Raw genomic sequence first — 21,719 nt, forward strand, 5'->3', positions numbered from 1 at the left:
AACTTTCTAATTTTTCCCCGAGTTCGACAGTCACTAGGCAAACAAAATGCCTCTCGCCCCTTGATACAAAAGGGATCGGAGGCATTTGGGCACACTTCGGGCGTGTATCTAGGTGCGAGGGTGGATGCCTAGAATCTTTGGAGGAGGTTCCAGCCCTAGAGCCGCAAGGAATAGCGCTTGTTTGGCCGTCAGTTCGGTTCGTTGATAAAGGTCGCCGTTTTTTGAAGAAAAATGTCCAAGCATGAGACGCTCGCATTCGTCTCTTACTTTCGGCCACGATTCATGAGTTCGGATCTCCACGATCCGAACCAGCAAGAGAGCCAGCCAACTGAGCAGCACATGCGCCCGGATATGGTCTTCCAAGCGATGATACATGGGGCGCAGCTCGAGTGTTGATTTCAACGTCCGAAAGGCCTGCTCGATATCCACCAGTTGCTTATACCCGAGCGCGACATCCTCGGCAGACAAGGTGTCATCGGAGGTTCGGATGAGATATTTGCCATCGTACTTTTCCGCTTCACGAACCGCTTGCTTGTCGATGCGAAGCGTTCCATCCTTCAATTGACGCAAGTATTTTCCGTAGGACGGATGGGAACGCAGCCGGCAGGTGGCCTTATGATGAGCTTCATTGGGGAGTTGGCGAAGCCCCTCCAACTCCTCTTTCAGCGATTCGAGCAGCTTTTCCCGTTCCTTGCGTTGGCGTTCGGCTTCGCTGGGATTGTACACGAGAACATAGCGCTGACGCGCTTCTCCGTCGCCCACGATGATTTCTTTGATATGCAAGTTCTCGCGAACTTGTTGGTAGCGCCCGCGACGGTTTAGGGCCTCTTCGACGGCGGCTTTGCCGGACCGCATTTTTTCGCCGACAATGTAGTGTCCCCCGGCCTGTTGCAAGATTCGCAAATTCTCTTCAGACGAAAATCCGCGGTCCATCACGCTGATCACACGCCCAAGCTTCCAGCCAATCAAGTCTTGTTTCACCTGTTTGATGACCGTCATATCCATCGTATTGCCAGGCCATACCCAAGCGCGAATGGGGACTCCTTCCCGGGTAACGGCCAGTCCAATGACGATTTGGACCAAATCGGGACGCTTATCTTTGGAAAACCCCTGCTTTCGAAGCGATTCTCCTTCTGGTGTTTCGGATGGATCCACTTCGAAGTACGACGAAGTCGTATCAAAGTAAATCAAATCGACTTCCAGGTTCAATAAATCGGCCACGGCATGGAACACTTGGCGTTCCAATTCCGGCTGCACAGCCAGCAGCTCATCCATCGCCCGGTACAACTGGTGGCTGGCGACTTGGGGAAGATGAGGGATATGCACGTCTTTCTCCACCCACTCCTCCATCGCCAACTTGCTTGACGGATGAAGGGCACGATTCGCCACCATGGCAAAAATCAGCCGTTCCAACGGAATCTGATGATGTCGGGAGGCAAACAAGGAGTGGAGAATCTCTCCCAATCCCAGTTGTCTCCAGAGCTGATCCAAAAGCCAAGCGCCACCAAGGCGTTTGCTTGATTGAAACTGAAAGTCATCCGACACTTCTCCTGTCAACGTCTCGATTTCCCAAGCCTGCTCAGGAGAAAGGAATCGCGAAATGCTTTTGGCCAGACGCTCCAAGACAGCGCGATCCACCTCGTCTTCGCGCCCAAACGAATAAATCACCTTCGCTTTCGCATATTTGGCCTTCGGATCCCATTCGTTGTGAGCAAGCTGGAGATACGCCACGGTCGTTCCATCTTTGTTTTTGCGTGTTACTCGCCGTATGTACATGCCTATATTATAACCGATATTCAGCTGTTTTAAAAGTTAAAATAAACAAGTCGTGTGCCTATGAAATTCAGTGTTTTTTTCTAGGATCCGCATCGCGAAATCTTTGATATAACAGCATTTTGGCCATTTTCATTTGCCTAAAATGGCCTCAAAACTGTCGAACTCGGGTTTTCATTAAAGCAGGTTTGCTTTTACTGTTCAACATGAACCTCAAAATGTTCAAGAATGGACAATGCATTCTATAAAAATAATAAGTTTAATTTGATTATTCCAATATTCCCATTTTCATCGCCTTGACTACTGCTCCAACCCGCGAGTTGACATCCAATTTTCTTAAAATAGATGATACATGGTGTTCCACGGTCCTTTTACTTATGTTTAAAAACTTGCTGATTTCTTCATTTGTCATATCTTCAGAAATATATTGGAGAATTTTTAATTCAGCATTTGTAAGGGGGAAATGGTTTTTAGATGAAATGTAAATTGGAAAGTGTTTTATTCCCGAAAAACTTTGCCTAATTGCATTGGCCAATTCAAAGGCGGAATTTTCTTTTGTAACAAATGCATAAGCCCCGGCTTCGTAAGCGGCGTGAATGTATTCGTCATAGTCGTAACCCGATAAAATAACGATTTTACATGATGGATATTTTTCAGTGATTTTCTTCGTCCATTCAATCCCGTTATCGTTTTTCATTCTTATATCCATGACAATGACATCAGGGTTATGTTTGACTATTTCCTTCTCTAAGTCGGCGGGATGACAAATCGTATTTACAATTTCCAGATCAGCTTCATTTTCTAACAGTTGTTGAATCCCTAGCATCACTAATAAATGGTCGTCTACTAGTAATACTTTAATTTTCATCTTTTCCATCCTCACTCATTGGCAGAGTAATCGAAACGCAAGTCCCGGCCCCCGGTTCAGATTGTATGTCAAGTGTGCCTTTTAACTGATTAACCCTTTTTTGAATCGCAATCAGGCCTAAATGATTGTCTTGCGATAACTCCGATAAACGATTCGGTACTTTGAATCCAATACCATGATCTTTTACTTTTATGTTTAGGAGATTGTTCGTTTCTAAAACAGAAACGAAAACTTTCTTTGACGAAGAATGTTTGATGGCATTGTAAACCAATTCTTTGATCATTTGGAACACTTGAAGAGAGAGGGAAGCGGGAATGACTCTCAGATTCGTATTATAATCAATCTCAATGGTAACATTAAGGTTCGTTTGGCATTTTCTTTTTAATGAATGGAGACTTTTCTCCAATCCCAAATCTTCTACGATAACCGGATATAACTCATGGCACATTTCCCTTATTTCAAAAATACTGCTGCGGAGCGACTCTTTAATGTCTTCGAAAACACTGTTATCCATTTTTTTATATTTGCTCAAGAATTCAAGTTTATTGAAAAGGAGGATTAAATTTTGCAACACCTCATCATGGAGGAAAACAGATAGTTTCTTTTTTTCCTTTTCTTGTTCATTCAGCAGCAGCAAATCAAATTGTTCGGAAGGGAGAGATTCCTCCACTGTTTCCTTTAGCTGTTTTTTGATTTGCAGCAACGATTTCGAGCTGGCAAATAATTCTGTCGCGTCGGTTCGGATTTTTTCTATCAGTTTTATTTCTTCTTTTTCAAAAACCGTCGCATTCGTTTTCTCCCCGATCAGGAACCATCCGATCGTTGCATCTTCCAAATTCATAGGGTACGAAAAAAACTTCTTTCCATGGATATTCATTTTTTCAGGATGGCGGCCATGATGGACGCATGTCAGCAGTTCCGTATCGTTGAAATGGAAAAAAGCCCCTGTTTTATGTAAAATCGTTGGGATGTTATCGTTTTTCCATATCAGGCATACTCCGCTAACATCAATTGTTTTGTGCATTAAATCGGCAATGAGTTTTGCGCAATATTCCAAATGCTTCCCGTTCAGTAATTGTTGAAAGATAAGCAATTTTTCTTTTTGTATTTCTTGCTTTATCAGATGCCATTTTTTCATTTTTAAAGGTTCCAACCCTTTGTGGATCAAGTCATAAACAACGAAGGTGAATGCGAGCAAAGAGTTCATAAAAATAACTGTCTTTAAGTCGAAATTGTAAAACATAAACAAGAATAGGTTAAAAACAACCAAAGCCAAAATCATCACTAATAATTGGAAACTAATTTTTCGAAAGATTTCTCGAAAATCAACAACTTCTTGCTTCGTTAATAGATATGACAATGTCATGGGAAAGACAATGATGCTGCTAAGCGTATAATGAAAAGGAATGCCCGAAAAAGAAAAAAATGCATCCCGAATTAAGCTGAGAATGACAACAGGAGCAAACGATAGAATCAGACCGGCGATTAAAAGATACATTTGATTTTTGATTTTATCGGAATTGGATTGAAGGTGTAAAAAAAATAGGACAATACAGGACAGTAACGATAGAACCATGTTTGCGACAATGCATGGGCGAACGATTGTGTTGACGATGACATGGTGATGAATGCCTATTGAGAAATAAATGAGAGTCGCGAAAATGGCTATTAATAATGTAATCATACGAACCCGGCGAAAAAATGTTGGTTTTGTAGATGAAGGAAAATGCTCAAAAAAATTCATAAGGACGTAAGGAGCAAACGAAGCGGTGATCACTTCCAATTCTTTTGCCGTTTTTATATTCCAGCTGGAAGGTGCTGACAATGCAATAGCTAGTCCGCTGATGAACATTAACGTGAAAAAATGTTGAACAACGACCGAGTTCGGTTTTTGCACATAGCTATAGATGCCAATAAACAAAAATGACATTCCAATGAATATCGCGAAATAATGGTGAAAAGGAATATGCTCATTGTACATTTTTAAAAGAGTATAACAAGTAATGAAGACGGAAATGAGCAGCATGACAAAAGGGAAGATTTTCTTGTTCATGTTATCCCTGGCTTTCTAGATAACTTTTTAAGAATTTACTTGATGCTGAATCATCACTTGTTCAAACATGTAGTTGGTGGACAAGTGAATTTGCAAAAAAGTCTTCTTCCTCTTTTCCTTTAAAATTCTTTTAACCTTGCATCCACGGATTTTCTTTTGCGTTCAATCCACTTGTAGAAACTCCACTAATGCTGGAAAAGACTTTTGGATTTCAATTCTCCTTTTCTAACGCAAGTACCGTTGTTCCAATGGAATCCTTTTCTGGCAGTGTTTATTTTACACTATATTACAATTTTTGTCATGATTTTCTAAAAAAGTATTTTCCACAATTAAATTTGCGGTAAATACGGATGTTTATCGTTTTTAAATATAGTAGATTGTAGTCGTAGGCAATGAAAGCAGATTGAAAATTTCAAGTGTAATTAGAAAATCGCAGAAATTCTTGATCAAATAATGCTGAAAATGGGCAACCGGTTATAACAGGTTATCATTACTCGCGCGAGCAGGACAATTGTAGACATGATTGCCCGTGGGGCGAATGGGCTCATTAATCATCTTTCTGTCTTATTCTATCGTTATCGAGAGGACTGAAAATACACTAGGAATACTTATTACTAATTGCTGCTACCATTGCCTATTTTATTTATCGTAACCAGTCTCCACAAAATTTTATATTTATTGCAATTGTTGTGTTGCTTTTAATATCCGTATTTAATTCAAAAGAAAAGCAAAAATAGGTGATGTTTATGAAAGCGATTGTCGAGAAAGAATTTAAAAGCTTGTTCAAAGGTTTTAAGTCTATTGCTGTGATTGCATTTTTTCTTGTAGTGTGTTTCGCCGCTTCTAAATTTTTCAGTAATAACCTGGATATATTGCAAACAGATCATGCCGAATCAGCTTACGTCTCCAGTATTCGGGCGCTGGTTATGTTTTTAGGGTTTCTCTTTGTCATGTCCTTATCCCATGATGCAATCAACCGGGAAGTTGAAAACCAAACGATCCGCTTTTTGGTTACGAAATCCGCCAGAAGTTCTATTGTGATTGGCAAGTTTTTAGGGATTTTTTTGTTTTGGCTGATTTGTATTTTATGCTCATTTATTGTTATTGGTCTATTTGCCAAGCAGATCTTTGTTTTTGACTTTCTGCAAATTATGTGTTTCATTGCCTATGCTGTCAGTCTGACCATCTTGATATCTTTAGTAATAAAAAAACCGTCCCATACCACATTTGCTAGTATTTTGTTAGGTATTGCGCTGCCTGTTGTAGGATTGTGGTCTGTTATCTCGACCAAATTCATATCGGAAATCATTAAATATATACTCCCGTATTACTATATTGTGAAAGGCGGTTATTATATCATTTTTCCGTTTTTCCTCTCTATCCTTATGCTGTTGACGGCCTTGGCGATATTTCAAAGGAGAGATTTGTAGTGAAAATCATAGAGGTAAATAACCTGAAAAAGAAATTTAAAGATCATTATGTTGTGAAAGGCGTTACTTTTGATGTAACAAAAGGTGAAATTTTCGGGTTTTTAGGTAAAAATGGCGCGGGAAAAACGACAACAATGAATATGTTAACAGGTATTATTTTGCCCTCTGAAGGCAGTTTTACTATAGGTGGAAAAACGAATCAAGAAATCGATCAAATCAAGAGAATCATCGGCGTAATGCCGGATGCCGCAAACTATTACTATGATTTCACTGCCATTGAACATCTTATATTTTTTTCAAAATTAAAAAACTTAAAAATGAAAAAGAGTGATTTGCTTGATATTTTGGAGAGAGTAGGGCTGAAAGGTCATGAAAAGAAAAAGGTCGGCAGTTATTCGTTCGGTATGAAAAAAAAGCTGGGAATTGCCCAGGCTATTCTGGGGAAGCCGCAAGTCGTTTTTCTGGATGAGCCTACTTCCGGTTTGGATCCGGAGTCAGCCGTTGAAGTTCAGCAACTTATTAAAGAGCTGTCCCAAGAAGGCATGACGATTTTTTTAACTTCACATAATCTTGTTGAAGTCGAGAGAATCTGTGACAGAATAGCTATTATGGAAAACGGTATAATATCTAAAATCGGGAGCATGGAAGAATTAAGAGCTCTACATCAACGTACGATACGGCTTTCCATCAAAATAAAGAAAGAGGATTCTTTTATTGCCCATTCCATGAAAAATCATTTAGTCGATCATGTATCTGACGTACAAGCGAAAGACCAATATTTATATTGTTATCTGTATAATGAAGCTGATATACCTAAATTGATTCATTATTTATCCGGCCAAAACATTGATATATATGAAGTAAAAACGGAAAAAGCCACTCTGGAAGATATTTTCTTTGATCGGGCATCCGGGGATGAGATAGATATGATCAAAACTTGTTTTTTACATTTTATGGATTGATTGTATTAAAGGATTTTCGCCACAAAATGCACTTGGCAATCATGTTGTTTTCAAAGATTTGATCGCTTTGCCAGGCTTTCGGATGAATTGAAAGACATGACCGAAAAAATCACTTCCCCCCCGTTGTGGAAAGGGAAGTGATTCCGCTTCAAAAAGAACGGCCTGTTCCGCTGTTTAAAACATTTTTCTTGTTTTGCAGAAGTTCCATATGAATGTCATTTATATGGAACTTCTGTTTTATTTTCCCCTTTTTGTTTCGGGTATCGAATCGATTTTTTGTGAAATACTTTGCATGGATTGTTTTCGCTTGAAATAATTAATATTTTAAATGGGGAAATTATGATAAGCGCTTTGACAAATAAAAAATCCCGATAGTAAAATATAAAAACTAGTAAAAGGGGGAGCATGTTTTGTGAATAAAATGGCAGTCATTAAAGATATAGATGAATTAATCGATACTTATTGCATTGATTGCCCGATCAAAAAGGATTTGAGACAAACAAGGGGGAAGGCGGGGGCACACCGTTTTTGTATCGAACAATGCAGCGTCGGGGAACAATTGCAATTTTTAGGTAACGAATTGTTGAAAATCCAAGAGAAGGATTCCAAAAGTAATTGAATTCCTTTTTGAGCGGATATTACAATGGTATAAAATATTATATGAGTGCTCATGATTCCATTTTATGAGCATAAATGTGGTTGGAAAACATGGCGGGCAGCTTTCGAAATGGGCTGCTTTTTATATGTGCATGTTTGAAGGGGTTTTTTGGAAAAAACGAATGAAATGAAGAAATATGGATTTTATTAATGAAAATTGAATCAAAGTTCAGTAAACTTATGCTATAACGATGAAATGACAGGTGATTGTAGTGATAACACTGAAAGGGAAAAAAGTGCTCATTGCAAGCGGGGGAACCCTTGAAAAATGGGACCAGGTCCGGGGGCATACGAATCTTTCGAAAGGAACGATGGGCTGTTTTTTGGCCGAAACGGCATATTCCATGGGGGCCGAAGTGATTTATTTGCACGGATATTTCACGAAGCTTCCCGAACATAAAGAACAAATGAGGCTCGTACGTTTCGAAGGGATTGAAGATTTAGGGGAAAAAATAAAAGAAATTCTTCGAAATGAAAAAGTGGATATCGTCATTATGGCAGCGGCCGGTTCGGACTGGATTGTGGACAAGGTCTATGACCAAAGCGGCAATTTGATAAAGGAAAAAGGGAAAATGCCTTCCGATGAACCGCCGATCATCCATTTTAAAAAAGCGCCTAAAATTTTAGGGAAAATTAAAGGCTGGAATCCTGAAGTGCTTCTCGTCGGCTTTAAACTGGAAGCGACAGAAGATGTGGGTTATTTAATTGAGCGGGCAAAACTTCGGATGAAGGAATCGGATGCGGACTTTATGGTAGCAAACAGCTCCCGGTCTTTATACGGGGATGTGCCGCATTATATCATCTCTTCTTCCGGAGATTTCATCGAAGTTCAGGGAAAAGAACAAACGGCAAGAAAATTATTGGAAATATTGGCTGAAAAAGTATACAATTAATTGATATTGAAAGACTAGTATCGCTAGTCTTTTATTTTATATGATAACGAATAATTTAAATTTGTTTTATAGGTATTGGAGGATGGGTTCCATGTCGCTTCAAAGTGTCAAAGAACATTTGAAAAAATTTAGCCGTGAACAGGATATTTTGGAATACGATGAAATCAGTGCAACGGTGGAACAGGCGGCTGCCGCCTTAAACGTCATCCCTGCGCGGATTGCCAAAACGTTGTCATTTAAAGATAAGGAAGGCAACGCTTTTCTTGTCGTGGCCGCAGGGGATGCAAAAATCGACAATAAAAAATTCAAATCCACATTCGGCATTAAAGCGAAAATGCTAAGCGCGGAAGAAGTGGAACATTTTACGGGGCATGTGGTCGGAGGAGTTTGCCCTTTTGGGCTGGCCCATGATTTGGATGTATATTTGGATATTTCCTTGAAGCGTTTTTCGACGGTGTTTCCGGCATGCGGAAGCATCAATTCGGCGATTGAATTAACATGCGACGAGTTGTTTGAATATTCATACGCCAAGGATTGGGTGGACGTCGGAAAAGACTGGGATGCATTATTGACTGACGAAGTTGCGGCTGCAACTGAAGCATAGCGGGGGATGATTATGTATTTTTTTGATCATATTGTGCACTTTGTCAAAAAGCCGATAGCCATGGTCGAAAAAACGGGAGAACTTGGCCTCCATACCGTGGAAGGCGGAAAACATGAAATGTGGGGTACCTATAACTCCCTCTGTTATTTTGGCCTTTCCTATATCGAATTTATTGGCGTTTTTGATGAAGAGCTGCTGGAACAGTCCGCAAAAATTCCATATACATTGCACGAGTCTTACAAAAAACGGAACAAACGGGATGGGTTTACACGGATTGCGATCAGAACATCTACAATTGAAGAAGATGCGGCAAAATTGCGCGCGAGAGGTTATGAAGTGATTGGGCCGGATGCTTTTTCAAGGGTACGGCCGGATGGAAGCGTGCTGACGTGGAAATTGCTGCATTTTGGAAAAAAAGATTCACCTTTTGAATTTCCGTTTCTCATCCAGTGGGACAGTTCTGACAAAGAACGGTACCATGATTTGGTCAAGAATGGGAGCATTCAAGAACATCCGGTCGGCGATGTGGCAATCGAAGAAATCTCTTTGATTGTCACTGATTTAAAGCGGGCGGACGAATGGGCCGATTTATTTCAACATGAAATTGTAGAAAAAACGGCGGCATATATTAAATTGAAAGCGCCGAATTGCCAATTCAGCTTTTATTTGGGCCAAAAAAATGAAATCGCCGAAGTGAAAATCCGCGGTGCAAAAGAAGAAAAGCAAGTGATATTGGAAAACGGGAAATATTTATTTGTTCGTTAAATTTTTTAAAGGGAATTGCCTCCTGGATGCAGAAATGTTTTGCAGGAGGTATTTTTTATGGTGACCAATCTTTTTGTTTCAATTCTAGTTTTGGTAATTCTGGGTTTTTTCACTTTTGCAGGGGTTGTCATGGCATTGTTGATCGGATTCTTTGAATGGATTCCATTCATGATCATAATGGCCATCGTTCTTTATCTGCTTTTATTAGCCTTTTTGTTCCGTTTCTTCAAAACAAAGAGGAGAATCCTGTGGTTTGCCGGCATATCTTTGGTTGCGCTTGTTGCAGGTTCTGTGTGGCCGATTTACGAAAAATATGTGGACAGCATACCGACCGTTTCCTCGGAAGTGGATATTTTTGAATATAAGCCTTTTGAAGAAGGTTCAAAAGTCGTTTCTTTGGATGAGGAAGCAACCCTTCAATTGTCTGAACCGCTGCCGGTCATGGATGGCGCAACGGCGCTTTATCCCCTGTACTCCGCCATTGCGCAGGCGACCTATCCGAAAAAGGAATATGACCCTTATGACAGTGAAGTGATGGTCAATACAACGCCGGAAGCTTATGAAAATTTGATCAACGGCAAAGTGGATATGATTTTTGTCAATGAGCCGTCCAAAAACCAATGGAGGCGGGCAAAGGAAAAGGGCGTGGAATTAAAATTGACGCCGATCGGAAAAGAAGCTTTTGTTTTTTTCGTGAATCAGAAGAACAAAGTCGACGGGTTGACATTGCAACAAATCAAGGATATTTACTCCGGGAAAATTACCAACTGGAAAGAAGTTGGAGGAAAAGACGAGCCGATCCGCGCATACCAGCGGCCGGAAGACAGCGGATCGCAGACGGCGCTGGAGTCTTTGATGGGCGATACGCCGATTATGGATCCGCCCAGGGAAAATGTCGCCGGCGGAATGGGAGAAATCATCAAGGAAGTGGCCCAATACCGGAATTTTGAAAACGCCATCGGTTATACTTTCCGATATTATTCGCAAGAGATGGTAGGGAATAAACAAATTAAGCTGCTGTCAATCGATGGGGTTCCTCCGACAAAAGAAACGATTCGCAGCGGAAAGTATCCGATTACAGGAGAGTTTTATATTGTAACAGCCGGAACGGATAATCCAAATGTGCAAAAATTGATTGATTGGGTATTGTCTTCCCAAGGCCAACAATTAATCGAAAAAGTGGGATATGTTCCAATCAATGAAGGAGATTGATGAAGGCCGCAGTAGTCTATGATGATGTTCGTATGAAATGTTATTCTGATGGGGGCACCAAACAGGAAGAATGTTCTTGTTTGTGCCCTAAATATTTTTTGCGGAATAATTTTAGTGCAGGTGAATAGCATTAAAGCTTTTGCAGATTTTTTGGAGAAATTAGGCAGCAGAAAGTAATGTGGGTGATTTTTTGTTCAATCAATGGTAAAAGCTCAGTTGGGAAATGATCCTGAAAGAATAGTATAATAATATTTTGAGGCACAGAGTCGACGGCATGGAGTTGCTTTAACGGAGAAATACATATGCATTTCCGTTTCTAATGAACAAGGCTTTCATGAATTGAACATTGACAAAAACTAAAACATATAAAACAAAATCTTTGCCAATAATAACATTCGAACCAAAAGTATGTTGGCGAGTCACACGAATTTTCAGTATCAATATCTTTAAAGAAAGAGGAATTATGATGACAATCACAAAACCATTGACGGATTTAGACATTGCAAACAATGCCACATTAAAACCCATAACAGAAATTGCAAGAGCGGCAGGTATTCCTGAAGATGCTCTTGAGCAATTCGGACGGTATAAAGGCAAAATTGATCCGAATAAAATTCCGGGAAGACCGGACGGTAAAGTTGTACTGGTGACCGCAACAAGCCCGACTCCGGCCGGGGAAGGAAAGACGACCGTAACGATTGGCCTTGCGGATGCCTTGAAACAATTGAACCAAAAAGTCATGGTTGCGCTTCGGGAACCATCTTTGGGACCAGTTTTTGGAATAAAAGGCGGAGCAACAGGCGGCGGCTTTGCCCAAGTGCTCCCGATGGAAGATATCAATCTGCACTTCAACGGAGATTTTCATGCAATCACAACGGCCAATAATTTGGTTTCTGCGATGATTGACAATCATATCCATCAGGGGAATGAATTAAAAATTGATCCAAGAAGAATCATTTGGAAACGGGTTTTGGATATGAATGACCGGGCTCTACGAAAAGTGGTCGTCGGTCTTGGCGGGCCGACCCAGGGAGTGCCGAGGGAAGACGGATTCGACATTACCGTGGCTTCTGAAATCATGGCCGTTTTTTGTTTGGCGACAAGCCTAAAAGACTTAAAAGAACGTTTATCCAATATGTTGATAGGCTATACGTACGATCGCCGGCCGGTTTTTGTCAAGGATCTGGGAATTGAAGGGGCTCTGACCCTTATTCTAAAAGAAGCATTCAAACCGAATATTGTACAAACCATTGAAGGGACGCCCGCTCTTGTCCATGGAGGGCCGTTTGCCAATATTGCCCACGGCTGCAATTCCATTGTTGCCACGCAAACGGCGCGGAAAATGGCGGATATCGTTGTGACAGAAGCCGGCTTCGGTGCGGATTTGGGCGCCGAAAAATTCATGGACATCAAGGCAAGGGTAGGCCATTTCCGCCCCGATGCAGTGGTGGTTGTCACAACAATCCGGGCATTAAAAATGCACGGCGGAGTAGATAAGAGCAATTTGACACAGGAAAATGTCCATGCTCTTCTTCTTGGAATAAAAAATCTGGAGCGCCATATTGAAACAATAAGAAATTTTGGAATTGAGCCGATTGTTGCAGTGAACCGATTTGTTTCGGATACCGAGGCCGAAATTTGCACGCTGATGGAATGGGCTAAAAAGAACGATATACGGATTGCGAGAACGAATGTTTGGGCGGAGGGAGGAAAAGGCGGACTTGACCTGGCAAAACAGGTTTTGGAAGTATTAGATCAACCCAAACAGTTCGCACCGTTATATGATGTAACCGAGCCGATTGAACAAAAAATAACAACCATTGTCCAAAAAGTTTACGGGGGAATCGGTGCGGTCTTCACGGATCAGGCAAAAAGACAATTGAAGCAGATTGAGGAAAACGGATGGAGCGATTTGCCGATCTGTATGGCCAAAACCCAATATTCCTTGTCCGACAACCCGAAATTGTTGGGCCGCCCTGAAGGATTTACGATTACGGTAAGAGAAATCATCCCTAAATTAGGGGCGGGATTCCTGGTATGTTTGACAGGCGATATTATGACGATGCCGGGGCTTCCAAAAGAACCCGCCGCATTAAGAATGGATGTCGATGAAAAAGGCGATGCCGTCGGATTGTTCTAATAGCAGAAGCGGACTGGAATGATGCTCTCCAGTCCGCTTTTTTTGATTTGCCATTTTCATAATTATTGGAAACAAGTGCATCCAATATTGTTTATAAATTTCCTTTTTATTACAAAAAAATGAATATTTTGTGAACTGTCGAAATCAGTATAGCTTAATGGAATAAAAAATGACATACTATTAAAGTGTTTCACAACAAAAAAAGCATATTGTTATGTCCTGATGTGTAACCGATTACACATTTTTATCCAGAATGTGTAACCGATTACATATTTTCATAGATAAATGTGTAACCGGTACCACAATAAATATGGCAGGTGATGGGGATGGCAACGATCCATGATGTAGCTAAACGCGCGAATGTTTCGGTTGCAACGGTTTCCAGATACCTCAACCAAAACGGGTATGTGGGTGAAAAATCAAAACAAGCAATAGAGCGGGCGATTCGGGAGCTGAATTTTGTCCCCAATAAAGTTGCCAGAACTTTATCAACGAAAAAATCGAATCTGATCGGATTAATCATTCCGGATATTGTCAACCCGTTCTTTCCGGAGCTGGCCCGGGCTGTGGAAGATATCGCCTATCGAAATGGCTATACCGTTATTTTGTGCAATTCGGATGAAGATCCTGAGAAAGAGAAACATTATTTGAAAGTGTTGTCCCAAGAATATGTGGCAGGCATCATCATTGCAACCACCTGCGAAGGAATCGTCCAAGATACGGACATACCGATTGTCGCTTTGGACCGGGTCCCAAAAACTAATCTTCCATCGGTTACTACGAACAATAAATATGGGGCGGAATTGGCAGGACGATTGCTGGTGGAGTGCGGCGCCAACGAAATTTTGATTTTAAAAGGACCGAAGCTGCTGGCATCTTCTGAAGAACGTCTTTCAGGTTTTTTAAGGGCAGTGGAGGGAAAAAATATACAACTGCACATTGTCGAAAGCCCTTATGAAATGCGTGTTGCGGAAAAGTTGACCTATGAATTTTTGACAAACCATCCTTCCATTGACGGAATTTTCGGAAGCAGCGATGTTTCTGCCATTGGAGCGCTGAAAGCGTGCGAAAGATTAGGAAAAAAAGTCCCTCAAGAAATTCAAATTGTTGGTTTTGACGGAATTCAATTGGGGGATTACACTTCTCCGAGTTTAACGACAGTTGCCCAAAAGATTTACCAATTGGGTGAAACGGCGGCGGATTTGTTAATCCGCCAAATAGAAGGAAGAACAATTGAGGAAAGACATATTGAAATTAAACCTGAGCTGGTTGTGCGGGAGACGACCCGAAAGGAGTTTTTATGATGATCACCGTTGTAGGAAGCATCAATATGGATCTGGCAGTGGAGATGGAAATATTTCCAAAGCAGGGCGAAACGGTCCAGGGAACTCTATTCAAAACGATTCCCGGCGGAAAAGGAGCCAATCAAGCCGTCGCCGCGGCAAGGCTCGGCAGCCGGGTTCGCTTCATTGGCGCCGTTGGAAATGACAGTTTTGGAAAAGAATTATATGAAAATTTAATAAAAGAAAAAGTTGATGTTTCCGGCATAGCAATGACCGAAAATTCGACCGGGATCGCAAATATTTTGCTGCATAATCGCGATAATCGCATTATCGTCATACCCGGAGCCAACTATGATGTAAGCAAGGAAATGATTGATGAAAACATCCATCACATCACCGGAAGCAAACTGGTGATGATGCAGCTGGAAATTCCGGTTGAAACGGTGGAGCACGTATTGTCAATTTGCCGGAAACAAAACATTCCCGTTTTGTTGAATCCGGCGCCTGCAAAAAACTTCAAAAAAGATTGGATGCAAGAAATCACTTATCTGACCCCCAATGAAACGGAATGTGAACGAATCTTCGGAGCGGATTGGGAATCAGTCCTGAAGGAATATCCGAAAAAAGTGATCGTCACTTTGGGCAGTGCAGGCGCCGCCTTTCATGATGGAAACAATATAGTCCGAATTCCGGGGCATCAAACAAACGCCGTCGATACGACCGGAGCCGGCGATGCCTTTAACGGAGCATTCGCCCATGCAATTTGCAGCGGAAAATCCATTGATGAGGCTGTCCGATTTGCCAATGTCGCGGCATCCCTTTCTGTTGAAAAATTTGGGGCTCAGGGCGGTATGCCGACTCTGGATGAGGTCATGTCACGATTAGGAGGAAAAGAACGTTGAAAAAGCATGGAATTTTGAACAGGGAATTAGCCGGCCGGTTCGCAAAGCTTGGCCATACCGACCAAATCGTGATCGCCGATTGCGGTTTGCCGATTCCGGAAGGCGTTCCTTGCATCGATTTATCCTATAAATTGGGGGAACCCGGTTTTCTCGCGATTTTGGAGGCCGTGTTGGATGATTTGGTGGTGGAAAGCGCAGCCCTTGCGGAAGAAATCAAAACAAATAACGAAAGGCTTTCCCGCGAATTAATGAAGTTACTTCCCGATATTTCTTATGTGTCTCATGAAGAATTCAAACGGATGACAAAAAATGCGAAATTCATCATCCGAACCGGGGAAATAACGCCATATGCCAATGTCATACTGCAATGCGGCGTAATTTTTCAATAAGAAGTGGGTGATGAAATGATTGAAATGACTGGCATTTCAAAAGCGTTTAACGGCAATGCCGTTTTAAATGACGTCCGGTTTCATTTGAAAAAAGGCGAAATCCACGCTTTAATGGGGGAAAACGGCGCCGGAAAGTCAACATTGATGAAAATTTTGGGCGGCATCTATTCAAAAGATGCGGGAGAAATCAAAGTTGATGGACAAACAGTCCACTTTAAATCGCCGAAAGATGCGGAAAAGCATGGAATTGTCATCATTCATCAAGAATTGAACATATTGCCGGATTTAACGGTTGCCGAGAATTTGTTTTTGGGAAAAGAAAAAACATACAAATTCGGCATTTTAAAAACCCGAGAAATGGAGCAGGAAGCCCGGGAATTACTTTCAAAATTGGGTTTAGAGGTTCATCCGAAAACAAGAGCCGGAGATTTATCCGTCGGAAAGCAGCAAATTATTGAGATTGCCAAAGCAATTGCAAGCGACGCCAAATACATCATCATGGATGAACCGACTGCCGCTTTGACGGACCGGGAAATTCACACACTCTTTAAAACCATTAGGGAATTAAAAGATAAAGGGATTTCCTTCGTATATATCTCTCACCGAATGGAAGAAATTTTCTCCATCTGTGACCGGATTACGATTTTAAGGGATGGCCGATATGTCGGGGAGCGGAACATACCGGAAACAACTTTAGATGAAATAGTCGCGATGATGGTCGGCAGGGAGCTGGGTGAACGCTTCCCTGAACGGAAGGCGAAAATCGGAGAAGTCAAATTCGAAGTGCGGAATTTAACGGTGAAAGGGCTGTTTGAAAATATTTCATTCAACGTCCGCAAAGGGGAAGTGGTCGGCATGGCAGGCCTTATGGGTGCCGGCAGAACAGAAGTGGCAGAGACGATCTTCGGCTACCGAAAAGCCGACAGCGGCGAAATAATCATTGACGGCAAAAAGGCGGCCATTAAATCTCCGATGGATGCCATGAAATACAAAATTGGCTATGTGACGGAAGATCGAAAATCGAAAGGATTGGTGCTTGATTTTTCCATCCAGGAAAATGTGTCTCTTGCCAATTTAAAAAAAGTTTCCGTTTCGGGCATTGTGAAGAAAGAAAAAGAATCCAGCCTTGTAAACCGATATATCAGGCAGTTGAAAATTCGTACGTCCAGTCCAAAACAAAGCGCCAAATCATTAAGCGGAGGAAACCAGCAAAAAGTGGTGCTTGCCAAATGGCTGGGAACGGAACCGGAAGTGCTGATTTTGGACGAGCCGACCCGCGGTGTCGATATCGGGGCAAAAAAAGAAATTTACCAAATTATTAATGATTTAGCAGAGTCAGGTGTCGCGATTTTAATGATTTCTTCCGAGCTTCCATAAATCATCGGAATGGCCGATCGCGTCCTTGTCATGCATGAAGGGAAATTGACGGGGGAAGTTACGAAGGAAGACATGACTCAGGAAAGAATCATGCACTTTGCAACAGGTGGTGAACAAGTTGTCTAAATCGACGAAAGATATCATTTCAAAACTAGGGCCGTTAATCGGATTAATTCTCCTGATTATTGTTGTCAGCATCCTGAATCCCAGTTTTTTGGCTATTTCCAACATTTTTAACGTGTTAAGGCAAGTATCGATCAGCGCCATTATTGCCTTTGGGATGACCTTTGTCATTCTTACAGGAGGCATTGATTTATCGGTCGGCTCAACCCTTGCATTGACAGGCGCGGTTGCTGCCAGTTTATTGGCAGGCGGGACGGACCCGATCGTTTCCATGGGGATAACGCTGATCCTCGGCCTTATTCTGGGAGCTTTCAACGGTTTGATCATTACAAAGGGAAAAGTAGCTCCATTTATTGCCACTTTGGCGACGATGACCATTTACCGGGGATTAAACCCTTGTTTATACGGAAGGCAAACCGATTTCAGGTTTGGGAGACCATGTATCTTTTCAATTGTTTGGGAAAGGTTATGTTTTAGGCATTCCGGTTCCGGTCATCACAATGCTGATTTCTTTTTGCATTTTGGCTTTTATTTTGCATAAAACGACCTTTGGACGGCGTGTTTACGCGGTTGGCGGCAATGAAGAGGCAGCAAAATTATCAGGGATCAATGCCGGCCGGGTAAAAATTGCCGTTTATGCGGTTTCCGGTTTTCTTGCCGCATTATCGGCATTAATATTAACTTCCCGATTGAATTCCGCCCAGCCGACAGCAGGGGAGTCTTATGAATTGGATGCCATTGCTGCCGTCGTATTAGGGGGAACTAGCTTGAATGGCGGGAAAGGATGGATTTTCGGAACATTAATCGGCGCATTGATTATCGGGGTATTGAACAACGGCATGAACTTAATTGGTGTATCTTCTTTCTGGCAACAAGTCGTGAAGGGGATTGTCATACTGCTTGCTGTATTGCTCGATCGCAAAAAAGACTAATCAAGGAGTGGCTGTAATGAAAAAAATCAAACTTTTCTTTTTTGTTGTTATTGCATTATTGACGATGTCGGCATGTTCCATGGATTCTTCTTTGGAACAAAAAGATGGGAATAAAGGCACAAAAGAAGGTTCCTTCAAAATCGGTTTTTCCATTTCCACATTGAACAACCCTTTGTGGAAGAGTTTGTACCGGTGGAGCTTGAATTGGTGAAAAAGCGGTAAAAATGAAAGGTAGAACTTAGTAGCATTTGCTCGAGTTCTACCTTTTGTGTTATTTGTTTTTCTTCTTTTTTTCTTCCACGATGAAATTATCCAGTGCGAGAAAGCGGTTGCTTGCAAACAACAAATAAGCAGCCATGGACATCAAAACCAAATCAAATTCATAGCCATGAAGGAATCCCTGTTCATATTTGACTGTTGCAATCGCTCCTGCCATAAGAAGAATGAAAAGGAAGGAAAATAAACGAATGGAAAAACCGATTACGAGGAAAATGCCTCCAATGATTTCCAGTCCTGCCACAGCATAAGCCAGCAATTCCGGGTACGGCAACTCGTAGCCGGCAAAGCGTTTCGCCACTTCCTCAAGCCCTTCCTGCCATTTTGCATATCCATGAATGAAAAAAGTGACTCCCAATACCACACGAATTATGAAACCTCCAAATTCGCTCTGCTTCAAACGGATCCCCTTTCCACTTTTTTTACTATCATATTAACGCCCGACCATTCTTAACACTTTTTGTCCCATATTTTTTGAAGCTTCATTTCTCCATCAATTGACATTTTGGGATAGGGGATCAAATATTTATGGTCGAGAGAATTTTCATTAGTATTTTATTTATTAAATTAAAACAAATAATTTCGATAAAAATAATTGACATTAGAACAATTTTCATTTATGATTTTGTTAAAATTAAATAACTCGGCTCACTGGACAACTGGAAGCTTCTTTTAATGGTGTGCACGATCATGGAAGCTTTTTGAAAATAGAATTGCCTACTAGACAACTGGAGGCTCTTTTTATCAAATCCGATAAAAAGAGCCTCTTTATTTATTTTTCATTTATAAAACTGCTATTCTCCCAAGAATAGTGGATTGAAATAAAGGAGGATCAATATGTCTTTACAATTTGCTTATTGGGCACCCAATGTAAGTGGAGGTTTAGTGATTTCGAATATTCCGCAAAAAACGGGATGGTCATTTGAGGACAATAAACGTTACGCGCAAATCGCCGAAAAATCAGGGTTTGATTACGTATTAATACAAACACGTTTTTTGGCAAGCTACGGCGCGGAAAATCAATTGGAGGCTGCAGCCCTTGCATCCGCTTTGGCCGCTTCAACAGAAAAGTTAAATCTTATTACTGCGGTTTTGCCGGGTCTTTGGCATCCGGGGGTTATGGCAAAGATTATTTCAACAATTGATCATATCAGCAATGGCCGTGCAGCCATCAACATTGTCAGCGGGTGGTTTAAAGGCGAGTTTAACGCCTATGGCGAGCCTTGGCTAGAACATGATGAACGTTACCGGCGTTCTGAAGAATTTATTGAAATTTTGCGGGGGTTATGGACAGAAGATGAATTTACGTATAGAGGGGATTTTTATCAAATCAACAATGCCCCATTAAAGCCGAAACCGGTAAAAACGCCAAAAATCTTCCAAGGCGGCAATTCGAGAGCTGCGAAAGAAATGGCGGGGCGCGTATCAGATGTTTATTTCATGAACGGAGGTTCTTTGGAAGAAATTAAGAAGCAAATCGATGAAGTAAGAGCGCTCCGTGAAGCAAATGGCAAGGGTCCGATAGAATTCGGTGTTAATGGTTTTGTAATTGTCCGGGATACGGAAGAAGAAGCAAAACAAGTATTGCGGGAAATTGTGGAACAGGCGAATCATGAGGCGGTTCAAGGTTTCCAGGAATCCGTCAAGCAAGCCGGAAAATCGACCGAGGAAAAAGAAGGGATGTGGGCAAATTCCACATACGAAGATTTAATCCAATACAATGACGGATTTAAGACAGGATTGATCGGTACGGCCGAACAAGTGGCAGACCGCATTATTGAGTTGAAGAAAATCGGGGTCAATATCGTCTTGACAGGCTTCCTGCATTATGATGAAGATCTTCAGGCTTTTGGAGAAAAAGTCATTCCTTTAGTGAGAGAAAAGGAAGCAAAATTACAGTTGCAAAATGTGTAATAGCCGCAAGTGTTTACCCTTCCAAAAATCTTATATATAAATTTAAACCGTCGGATGACGGTTTGAGAACCGACTTTACAAAACAGAGGTTCTGCATGTCTTTGCAGGCCTCTGTTTTTTTATAAATGAATTGCTGAAACCGATTGGCCAAATCGGAATCTTTTAGGAGGTGTTAGGCGCAAAAAGGATGCAAAACCAATATTAATAATAAGTTTTTTGGTTTTATACCCATTAAAAGAACAAGAATAATAAGAAAGGGGAATTATATGACAATTCAATCAAAAATTGAAATTGTGAGAAAAGCAGGCCGCCTCGGCGCAGAGGTGCGCGGTGTGAAATTGACGCCGGATATTGACAACGAAACTTTGTCCCAAATTAAAGAAGCATTGAGCGAGCATTTAGTATTGTTTTTCCGGAATCAGCATCATCTGGACGATGCAACCCATGAAGAATTTGCAAAGCGTTTTGGTGAATTATATGTGCATCCGACAGTGCCGGCTAAAGAAAAAACAGCGGCAATTTTTGAACTGGATTCCCAGGAGGGGGCGAAAGCCAATACATGGCATACAGATGTGACATTCGTTCCTGAAGTGCCCCGCTATTCCATCTTGCGGGGTGTGGAAATTCCGTCGGTCGGCGGAGATACAGTTTGGGCCAATACCCACACGGCCTTTACGGATTTGCCTGAAGAGCTGCGGGAACTGGCCGAAAAGCTGTGGGCCATCCATTCCAATAAATACGACTATGCATCCTATGCGTACATCAACCGCATCAAAGACCGGGATGCAGAAAAGTGGTCGGAACATCGCCGGAATGTCTTCTCCAGAATCGAGTATGAAACTCGTCACCCTGTCGTATTTTTGCATCCGGAAAACGGCAACAAACATTTATTGCTTGGCGGATTTGTACGGCAATTTGAAGGATATACGACGGCAGAATCCGCAGCAATTTATGAAATTTTACAAAACTATGTAACACGTTTGGAAAATACGGTCCGTTGGAATTGGCAAAAAGGGGATCTCGTTATTTGGGATAACTTGGCTACCCAACATTATGCCATTGCGGATTACGATGAACGCCGTATCGTCCGCCGCGTCACAGTATCCAAAAATATTCCGAAAAATGTAAACGGTGAAGAAAGTTCATTAATCAGCAAAAAATAAAGA

18 protein-coding genes and 2 pseudogenes are annotated in these 21,719 nt (G+C 41.6%); 16 read left to right on the forward strand and 4 right to left on the reverse strand.

The genetic code is table 11. From position 1 onward, the window contains the following. Positions 1 to 108: 108 nt before the first annotated feature. From NST62_RS05185 to NST62_RS05195, 3 genes are all read right to left on the reverse strand, one after another. Positions 109 to 1,776: an IS1634 family transposase gene (locus tag NST62_RS05185; RefSeq protein ID WP_342463199.1), complete on the reverse strand. Its 1,668-nt coding sequence runs from the start codon at positions 1,774 to 1,776 to the stop codon at positions 109 to 111. Positions 1,777 to 2,041: 265 nt separating this feature from the next. Further along, positions 2,042 to 2,641, reverse strand: a complete 600-nt coding sequence (locus NST62_RS05190; protein ID WP_328215244.1) for a response regulator transcription factor — start codon at positions 2,639 to 2,641, stop codon at positions 2,042 to 2,044. Next, the gene (locus NST62_RS05195; protein ID WP_342463200.1) at positions 2,631 to 4,694 is read right to left on the reverse strand and encodes an ATP-binding protein; all 2,064 of its coding nucleotides are present in this window, start codon (positions 4,692 to 4,694) and stop codon (positions 2,631 to 2,633) included. Before NST62_RS05195 ends, NST62_RS05190 begins: the two co-directional genes overlap by 11 nt. A gap of 746 nt (positions 4,695 to 5,440) precedes the next feature. Between NST62_RS05195 and NST62_RS05200 the strand changes: the two genes are divergently transcribed. The 14 genes and pseudogenes from NST62_RS05200 (at position 5,441) to NST62_RS05265 (ending at position 18,574) form a co-directional block, all read left to right on the forward strand. After that, a complete protein-coding gene (locus tag NST62_RS05200; protein WP_342463201.1) occupies positions 5,441 to 6,124 on the forward strand; it encodes an ABC transporter permease subunit in 684 nt (227 codons plus the stop codon). Continuing rightward, a complete protein-coding gene (locus NST62_RS05205) occupies positions 6,124 to 7,086 on the forward strand; it encodes an ABC transporter ATP-binding protein (RefSeq protein ID WP_328219675.1) in 963 nt (320 codons plus the stop codon). The genes NST62_RS05200 and NST62_RS05205 overlap by 1 nt, the downstream gene beginning before the upstream one ends. Positions 7,087 to 7,498: 412 nt before the next feature. After that, positions 7,499 to 7,705: a zinc-finger domain-containing protein gene (locus tag NST62_RS05210; RefSeq protein WP_141600873.1), complete on the forward strand. Its 207-nt coding sequence runs from the start codon at positions 7,499 to 7,501 to the stop codon at positions 7,703 to 7,705. 259 nt (positions 7,706 to 7,964) lie between these two features. Then, positions 7,965 to 8,636, forward strand: coding sequence for a phosphopantothenoylcysteine decarboxylase (locus NST62_RS05215; RefSeq protein WP_181733135.1), 672 nt, complete (start codon positions 7,965 to 7,967; stop codon positions 8,634 to 8,636). A 91-nt stretch (positions 8,637 to 8,727) separates the two neighbouring features. Beyond that, positions 8,728 to 9,240: a YbaK/EbsC family protein gene (locus NST62_RS05220; protein WP_141600871.1), complete on the forward strand. Its 513-nt coding sequence runs from the start codon at positions 8,728 to 8,730 to the stop codon at positions 9,238 to 9,240. Positions 9,241 to 9,252: 12 nt separating this feature from the next. Then, positions 9,253 to 10,005 carry a VOC family protein gene (locus NST62_RS05225; protein ID WP_181733120.1) on the forward strand — a complete coding sequence of 251 codons (753 nt, stop codon included), beginning with the start codon at positions 9,253 to 9,255 and terminating at the stop codon, positions 10,003 to 10,005. 57 nt (positions 10,006 to 10,062) lie between these two features. Next, a complete protein-coding gene (locus NST62_RS05230; RefSeq protein WP_141600869.1) occupies positions 10,063 to 11,217 on the forward strand; it encodes a substrate-binding domain-containing protein in 1,155 nt (384 codons plus the stop codon). A 463-nt stretch (positions 11,218 to 11,680) separates the two neighbouring features. Further along, complete coding sequence (locus NST62_RS05235; protein ID WP_141600868.1) at positions 11,681 to 13,357, forward strand: formate--tetrahydrofolate ligase; 1,677 nt, start codon at positions 11,681 to 11,683, stop codon at positions 13,355 to 13,357. 326 nt (positions 13,358 to 13,683) lie between these two features. Beyond that, the gene (locus tag NST62_RS05240) at positions 13,684 to 14,661 is read left to right on the forward strand and encodes a LacI family DNA-binding transcriptional regulator (RefSeq protein WP_342463202.1); all 978 of its coding nucleotides are present in this window, start codon (positions 13,684 to 13,686) and stop codon (positions 14,659 to 14,661) included. Continuing rightward, on the forward strand, positions 14,661 to 15,542 hold the full coding sequence (gene rbsK / locus NST62_RS05245) for a ribokinase (protein WP_141600866.1): 882 nt from the start codon (positions 14,661 to 14,663) through the stop codon (positions 15,540 to 15,542). The genes NST62_RS05240 and rbsK overlap by 1 nt, the downstream gene beginning before the upstream one ends. Next, on the forward strand, positions 15,539 to 15,931 hold the full coding sequence (rbsD, locus tag NST62_RS05250; RefSeq protein ID WP_141600865.1) for a D-ribose pyranase: 393 nt from the start codon (positions 15,539 to 15,541) through the stop codon (positions 15,929 to 15,931). Before rbsK ends, rbsD begins: the two co-directional genes overlap by 4 nt. Before the next feature lie 15 nt (positions 15,932 to 15,946). Further along, positions 15,947 to 17,434: pseudogene (locus NST62_RS05255) on the forward strand (sugar ABC transporter ATP-binding protein). Further along, positions 17,427 to 18,363: pseudogene (rbsC, locus tag NST62_RS05260) on the forward strand (ribose ABC transporter permease). The pseudogenes NST62_RS05255 and rbsC overlap by 8 nt, the downstream one beginning before the upstream one ends. A 16-nt stretch (positions 18,364 to 18,379) precedes the next feature. Beyond that, positions 18,380 to 18,574: a hypothetical protein gene (locus NST62_RS05265; protein ID WP_328215253.1), complete on the forward strand. Its 195-nt coding sequence runs from the start codon at positions 18,380 to 18,382 to the stop codon at positions 18,572 to 18,574. A 60-nt stretch (positions 18,575 to 18,634) separates the two neighbouring features. Here the strand turns inward: NST62_RS05265 and NST62_RS05270 are convergent, their stop codons facing one another. Next, a complete protein-coding gene (locus NST62_RS05270) occupies positions 18,635 to 19,039 on the reverse strand; it encodes a DoxX family protein (protein ID WP_141600862.1) in 405 nt (134 codons plus the stop codon). A gap of 437 nt (positions 19,040 to 19,476) precedes the next feature. Between NST62_RS05270 and sfnG the strand changes: the two genes are divergently transcribed. Together sfnG and NST62_RS05280 are read left to right on the forward strand one after the other, a co-directional pair. After that, complete coding sequence (sfnG, locus tag NST62_RS05275) at positions 19,477 to 20,553, forward strand: dimethylsulfone monooxygenase SfnG (protein WP_328219677.1); 1,077 nt, start codon at positions 19,477 to 19,479, stop codon at positions 20,551 to 20,553. 266 nt (positions 20,554 to 20,819) lie between these two features. Next, positions 20,820 to 21,716 carry a TauD/TfdA family dioxygenase gene (locus NST62_RS05280; protein WP_342463203.1) on the forward strand — a complete coding sequence of 299 codons (897 nt, stop codon included), beginning with the start codon at positions 20,820 to 20,822 and terminating at the stop codon, positions 21,714 to 21,716. The last annotated feature ends 3 nt before the right edge of the window (positions 21,717 to 21,719 follow it).

It is taken from the genome of Ureibacillus sp. FSL K6-8385, from assembly GCF_038593155.1.
Taxonomy (GTDB): domain Bacteria; phylum Bacillota; class Bacilli; order Bacillales_A; family Planococcaceae; genus Ureibacillus; species Ureibacillus terrenus.

What these genes read in the sequence shown, in the direction of transcription:
- NST62_RS05185 (WP_342463199.1), bottom strand. Translation starts at nt 1,776, where the DNA reads ATGTACATACGGCGAGTAACACGCAAAAACAAAGATGGAACGACCGTG.
- NST62_RS05190 (WP_328215244.1), bottom strand. Translation starts at nt 2,641, where the DNA reads ATGAAAATTAAAGTATTACTAGTAGACGACCATTTATTAGTGATGCTA.
- NST62_RS05195 (WP_342463200.1), bottom strand. Translation starts at nt 4,694, where the DNA reads ATGAACAAGAAAATCTTCCCTTTTGTCATGCTGCTCATTTCCGTCTTC.
- NST62_RS05200 (WP_342463201.1), top strand. Translation starts at nt 5,441, where the DNA reads ATGAAAGCGATTGTCGAGAAAGAATTTAAAAGCTTGTTCAAAGGTTTT.
- NST62_RS05220 (WP_141600871.1), top strand. Translation starts at nt 8,728, where the DNA reads ATGTCGCTTCAAAGTGTCAAAGAACATTTGAAAAAATTTAGCCGTGAA.
- NST62_RS05225 (WP_181733120.1), top strand. Translation starts at nt 9,253, where the DNA reads ATGTATTTTTTTGATCATATTGTGCACTTTGTCAAAAAGCCGATAGCC.
- NST62_RS05230 (WP_141600869.1), top strand. Translation starts at nt 10,063, where the DNA reads ATGGTGACCAATCTTTTTGTTTCAATTCTAGTTTTGGTAATTCTGGGT.
- NST62_RS05235 (WP_141600868.1), top strand. Translation starts at nt 11,681, where the DNA reads ATGATGACAATCACAAAACCATTGACGGATTTAGACATTGCAAACAAT.
- NST62_RS05240 (WP_342463202.1), top strand. Translation starts at nt 13,684, where the DNA reads ATGGCAACGATCCATGATGTAGCTAAACGCGCGAATGTTTCGGTTGCA.
- rbsK (WP_141600866.1), top strand. Translation starts at nt 14,661, where the DNA reads ATGATCACCGTTGTAGGAAGCATCAATATGGATCTGGCAGTGGAGATG.
- NST62_RS05265 (WP_328215253.1), top strand. Translation starts at nt 18,380, where the DNA reads ATGAAAAAAATCAAACTTTTCTTTTTTGTTGTTATTGCATTATTGACG.
- sfnG (WP_328219677.1), top strand. Translation starts at nt 19,477, where the DNA reads ATGTCTTTACAATTTGCTTATTGGGCACCCAATGTAAGTGGAGGTTTA.
- NST62_RS05280 (WP_342463203.1), top strand. Translation starts at nt 20,820, where the DNA reads ATGACAATTCAATCAAAAATTGAAATTGTGAGAAAAGCAGGCCGCCTC.